4 protein-coding genes are annotated in these 5,462 nt (G+C 62.7%); 1 reads left to right on the forward strand and 3 read right to left on the reverse strand.

Annotated features, from left to right (window positions below):
• Positions 1–374 precede the first annotated feature (374 nt).
• The 3 genes from nhaC to AC1EJZ_RS11150 are packed head-to-tail and all read right to left on the reverse strand — an operon-like array spanning position 375 to position 3,715.
• Entirely contained in the window at positions 375–1,838 is a 1,464-nt protein-coding gene (gene nhaC, locus AC1EJZ_RS11140; RefSeq protein ID WP_058236030.1) for a Na+/H+ antiporter NhaC, read from the reverse strand.
• Between the two features lie 21 nt (positions 1,839–1,859).
• Positions 1,860–3,050, reverse strand: a complete 1,191-nt coding sequence (locus AC1EJZ_RS11145; protein WP_319803193.1) for a MalY/PatB family protein — start codon at positions 3,048–3,050, stop codon at positions 1,860–1,862.
• Positions 3,047–3,715 (reverse strand): helix-turn-helix transcriptional regulator, encoded by a 669-nt coding sequence (locus AC1EJZ_RS11150; protein WP_058236031.1) that lies wholly within the window; start codon positions 3,713–3,715, stop codon positions 3,047–3,049. The genes AC1EJZ_RS11145 and AC1EJZ_RS11150 overlap by 4 nt, the downstream gene beginning before the upstream one ends.
• A 305-nt stretch (positions 3,716–4,020) precedes the next feature.
• On the opposite strand from AC1EJZ_RS11150, the gene AC1EJZ_RS11155 reads away from it, so the two are divergent.
• The gene (locus AC1EJZ_RS11155; RefSeq protein WP_058236032.1) at positions 4,021–4,983 is read left to right on the forward strand and encodes a hypothetical protein; all 963 of its coding nucleotides are present in this window, start codon (positions 4,021–4,023) and stop codon (positions 4,981–4,983) included.
• The last annotated feature ends 479 nt before the right edge of the window (positions 4,984–5,462 follow it).

The following is a 5,462-nucleotide window of genomic DNA, read 5'->3' on the forward strand; positions in this document are numbered from 1 at the left end:
CAATGGCTTCAGCTGGAACAAGCACTTCAACAGGAACGTCCAAGAAGCCAGCTGTGCGCCAAAGTGGGGGGGAATACCCAGTGGGGGGAATATCCAAAGTGGAGTGGACCCTGCCCTTATCGGACCTTCCAGCCTTATGCCCGCTGGCGACCCCAGTGTTTACAGGGCCTGACCAGGTGTAAGGATAGGTGACGGTCTCGGCGCCGTTGTGAACGACCTCGAGGTAGTTCGTGCAGAACAGATCAACCGCCCTGCCATCGGCGTCGTATCGACGCGAGAAGCCCAAACGCCGACGAGCGGGGCCCGAAACTGAAGCTTCGGACCCCGCTCGATTGCGCAACTCCTGTCCATGAGGAGTGGCGTGTGATGGAGGCTCAGGCCTCCTGGAGAGCTGCCTTCTCTTCCTCGCTCAGGCGCGCGATGCCGATGCCGGTCGCGCCCCACAGGAGGGCGAAGCCGATGGCGATCCAGTTGCACACCGCCCACGGCAGGTACGAGAGCGTCGCGACGCCGAGCGTGCCCGCCATGTAGGCGCCAGCAGACGTCCAGGGGAGGATCGGCTCCCACAGGGTCGCCGAGTCCTCGATCGTGCGCGAGAGGTTCTTCGGGTCGAGGCCGCGCTTCACGTACTCGCCGCGGAGCATCTCGCCCGGGATGAGGAGGGAAACCTGGCCGTTCGAGGTGATGCCGATCGTCGCGAGGCCCGTCGCGATCGTCGCCGCGATGAGGCCGAAGGTCGAGCGCACCGGCTTGAGGAGCTTCGAGATGAGGACGTCGAGCGAACCGGAGACCGAGACGACGCCGGCAAAGGTGATCGCGCAGAAGCAGATGAGCAGGACCGACATCATCGAGTTCATGCCGCCGCGGTTGAGGAGGCGCGTGACGTCCTCGATGACGTTCTCGGCGTCGAAGCCGGTCTTGCCGACCATTTCGACGTTGAAGCCGTTGACGCCTGCGACGACCGTGTCCTTGAAGGAGATGCCCTGGAAGACCACGGCGTTGAACATCGCGACCGCGCTGGACACGAGGATCACGGGGATCGTCGGCTTCTTCCACATCGAACCGCCCAGGACGATGATCACCGGCAGCAGGAGCAGAAGGTTCCAGTTGAACGCCGAATCGAGGGTGCTGAGGATCGTGTTGACCTTCTCGGGGACCTGGCCGCCGGACATGCCGAGGCCGAAGAGGAGGTAGACGACGGCCGCCGTGAGGAAGGAGGGGAGGGTCGTCCACAGGAGGTGGCGGATGTGCGTGAAGAGGTTGACGCCGGTCGCCATCGAGGCGATGTTCGTCGTGTCCGACAGGGGGGAGAGCTTGTCTCCGAAGTAGGCGCCCGACACGACTGCGCCGGCGACCATCGCGAGGTTCGCGTCCATGCCGACCGCGACGCCCATGAAGGCGACGCCGACCGTGCCCGCGGAGCCCCAGGAGGTGCCCGTGCACAGGGAGACGATCGCGGTGACGACGAGGGCGATGACCGCGAGGTACTGCGGGTTGATGATCTTCAGGCCGTAGTAGATGAGCATCGGGATCGTGCCACCCGCCATCCACGTGCCGATGAGGAGGCCGACCGAGATGAGGATGAGGATCGCGGGCATCGTCTTCGCGATCTTCTCGGCGACCGAGCCCATGATGTCGTCCCAGGTGTAGCCGAGGCGCCATGCGACCAGGCCCGCGACGACCGCGGAGGCGATGAGGAGGGGCTCGACGGGGAGTTCGGCGAAGATGTAGCCGCCTCCCAACAGGACGATCAGCGTGATGACCGGGACTGCGGCGAGGAGCAGGCTCGGAGTCCTGCGCTCGGCCTTCGTCGGAGTGGTGGGGGTTGTCGGAGACATCGTTGTCCTTTCGATGGGTCGTCAGTTCCTCGTGAGTGCCCCGGCGAGCCGGGTGATCCCCTCGAAAAGTTCTTGGCGGGGGAGTGCTGTGTTGATGCGGAAGAATCGATCGTATGCGGGACCGAAATCGGGTCCCGGGCTGACCGTGACGGAGGCGGTGCGCTCGGCGCGCACGAGGTCGGCTTCGGAGCCGATGTACGCGGAGGCGTCGATCCACAGGAGATAGGTGCCGTCCGGGTCCGAAACCCTCGCCTCCGGCAGGAGGCGCGCGAGGAGGGACCTCGCGGCTTCGAGGTTGGCGTCGATCTCCTTCGCGAGGGCGTCGACCCACGCGTCGCCCTTCGTCCACGCGGCGATGGCCGCGGGGATGGCGAAGTAATTCGGGTTGTGCAGACCCATGCGCCTCTTCGCCGCCTCGAGCTCGGCGCCGAGGGGCCCGTGGACGCAGATCGCCGTCGCTTCGAGGCCCGCGATGTTGAAGGTCTTGCCTGGAGAGGCGCAGTGGACGATCCGTCCGCTCATCCACAGGTCCTTCGCGACGCGGGCGAGGGCCGAATAGCGCTGCCCGCCGGGGCGCTCGAAGTCGCAGTGGATGTCGTCGGAGAGGACGAGGGCGCGGCAATCGCGCAACAGGTCGGCGAGTCGGCGCTGCTCGTCGACGCTCCAGATCCTGCCCGTCGGATTGTGGGGGTTCGTCCACAGCAGTAGGTCCGCGTCGGCGAGCGCCTTCTCGAGGGCCTCCCAGTCGATCGAGGCGGAGGCTGCGGTGTCGCGCATGGGTACGCGGACGAGATCGGTGCCCGCGCGTTCGCACACCTCGAGGAGGGGCGAGTAGGCCGGATCGAGCGTGACGACGCGGACCGGTCGATCGTCTCGCGGCAGGACGTGATCGACGAGGGCCGCGACGCACTGGACGACTCGGGGGAAGAAGTGGACGTCCTCGACCTCGCAGGACCATCCGTGGCGACGGCTCATCCACGCGGTCGCGGCCTCGGCGAAGTCGTCGAAGACCTCGGTGTAGCCGTAGGCGCCGAGGGCGGCGGCGTCAGCGATCGCCTCTCGGACCTCGGGGCAGGAGACGAACTCCATGTCCGCGACGGACAGGGCGATCGCGTTCTCGCCGAGGTCCTTGGCGAGCAGATCCCATTTCGCCGAATGCGTGCCCCAGCGCGACAGGTGCCGGCTGAAGTCCTCGTTAGGAGCGGTCATCATTCCCCCTCAATCTCGTTGAGGTAGTTGTAGATAGTGAAGCGCGTGCACGCGAGGGCGTTCGCCGCGGTCTCGGCGGCGTCGCGCAGGAGGAAGAAGCCCCTCGCTTTGAGGAGTCGGACGACCTCGACCTTGTGTTCCTTTCTCATCTCGTCGACGGGAACCCCCGACTCTGCAACGGCCCTTGAGAGGAGGAGTGTCGCGAGTTCGTCGACGTCTCTAACGAAGACTTCGGTCGTCGCCTGCTCCTCTTCGGCGGAAATTGGGAGCGAGAGGCCCGCGAGCGCGCCCGTGAGGGAATGAAGGACCTCCCAGCCGGAGATGTCACGGTTGATGCACAGGGCGGCGACGGGCTGGTTGGTCGAGTCGCGGATGATGGCGGTTGTTGAGAGAAGCTCCTTACCGCTCGGAGACGTTGTCCGGTATCCGATGCTGGTGCGCAGATTTCCGGAGGCGACGGCGTCAAGGAGCTTGTCGGTCGCCGGATCGCCGATCGATCGACCGGTGACATCGCCGCCAATCGCGACGATTGAGTTCGGGAGCCGAGTGAGATCGTGAACGATGATCTCGGAGGGGCCGACGAGTGTTGCTTTCATTGGTTCAACCAGCTGTTGAAGGGCGGAGATAATCTGATCGTGTTCGTTGAGCTTCGACGATGAAGCGGTCATGGAGAACCTCCGGTTTTGACGCTTTAATTCGTTCATTATAGCGACCAAATAGGTCCGTGTCAACAAACTGTTGAAAAAATTGTGTCTGCGCTTCGTTGCCCAGCCCTCTTATTGCCTTGTCACCTCCCCGGTTTTATGCGGTGTGTAGACAGAATGGGGTGTAATTCTGCGCAAAAACTTGACAGCGGGGGGGTGAGAGGCTTGCCTCTAGCGGCTAATGTGCATGCGTCGTGTCGCAGGCGTGGTTATCGCGAAATCTTATCGAACACGGTGTGAACAGTGTGAATTGAACCCCTGGAGGAAAAATGTCAATCAAGAAGTTTGGTGTAGCCCTTGCGGCTGGCCTGGTCGCTATGGCGTGTGCAACGCCTGCGGCGCTCGCTGCGGATGCGGTCAAGGATGCCGAGGAGAAGGTGAGAAGCGCGCAGGCTGATGTCGATTGGTTCTGCACTGAGGGTACTGACTACTACGACATGGCGGGCTGTGCGGATGCCCAGGCTGCTCTCGCTGCCGCGCAGGCGGAACTTGAGGCCGCTAAGGCTGCCGCCCCGTCTGGCGATGTTGCCTCTCCGGTCCCGGACCAGACGAAGGCTAATCTCGCAGACGCGAAGCTTGATGCCCAGTACTTCTGCGCTGAGGGTACTGAGTACTACGATTTTGTCAAGTGCGCTGACCTTACTGCACGGATCAAGGATCTTGAGAAGAAGGACGCCGAACTCGATGCCACTTGGTTCTGCGCTGAGGGTACTGAGTACTACGACATGGTGAAGTGCGCGGACGCGCAGGCGCGTCTCGGCGCTGGCTCTGGCGTCAACCCCGGGACAAACCCGAACCCCGGGACAGACCTGAACTCCGACCCAACCGTTACCCTCGAGAAGAGCACCGTGAAGATCGGCGAGAGCATCGAGATCGTCGGAACGGGCTTTACTGCCGGTCATGAGATTAGCGCGGTTCTCCACTCCGATCCGATCACGATTGGTACCGCAGTCGCGGACGAGAGCGAAGTCGTGCGCTTCTCGTACACGATTCCCGCGACGACGCCGATCGGATCCCATGAGATCATTCTCACCGATGCGACGATCGGGGTCAGCGCCAAGGCGCCTCTCACCGTCGAGGCCGCAACGGCCAAGGCCGAGGCCGCAACGGCCAAGGCCAAGGAGGCTAAAGGTGGCCTTGCCAAGACCGGTGCGACCTTCGCTCCGCTCATGGGTGTGGCTGCCGCCATCGCTCTCGCGGGTGGCGTCATGGTCGCCCGCAAGCGCGCCTGAGTTTCATCTGAGCGGGTTGCTCCCCTCTCTGAACCTGAACCTGTGGCCCCGATTCTTCGGAATCGGGGCCACAGGCCTTGTGGGAAACCTTCGAGACGGGTGTTCTGCAGGGCACGACGTGCGTGTTCATCATTCTTGGAACGACTGCTCCTGAGGTGAATGGACTAGTTGTGCTGTTCGGAGTAATTGGTTAATTGTGTGATGGGGGTTTGTTGTCGCAGGCCTGAGTGGGGTTTGTGGTGATTGGGGAAGTGAAGCCAGTCGTCCAGGGCATCGCATCGTTGTTGTTCGCAGGTGTAGTGCGTCGAGTGAATTGGTCTACGACTCGTAGTCGTTCGTCAATCGTCCTCACTGATAGAGAGCGCGGACATCTCTACGGTCCATAGTCGAGCTAGCTGTTCAAAGGGAATAACAGTTTTGAGCATGATTAAAGTTTCGGCCATTAGCATTGACAAGCATGCCCAATTGTTGAAAAAACC

It is taken from the genome of Pauljensenia sp. C0170B5, assembly GCF_056590195.1.

Coding starts and splice junctions, on each gene's coding strand:
- nhaC (WP_058236030.1), bottom strand. CDS start 1,838: ATGTCTCCGACAACCCCCACCACTCCGACGAAGGCCGAGCGCAGGACT.
- AC1EJZ_RS11145 (WP_319803193.1), bottom strand. CDS start 3,050: ATGATGACCGCTCCTAACGAGGACTTCAGCCGGCACCTGTCGCGCTGG.
- AC1EJZ_RS11150 (WP_058236031.1), bottom strand. CDS start 3,715: ATGACCGCTTCATCGTCGAAGCTCAACGAACACGATCAGATTATCTCC.
- AC1EJZ_RS11155 (WP_058236032.1), top strand. CDS start 4,021: ATGTCAATCAAGAAGTTTGGTGTAGCCCTTGCGGCTGGCCTGGTCGCT.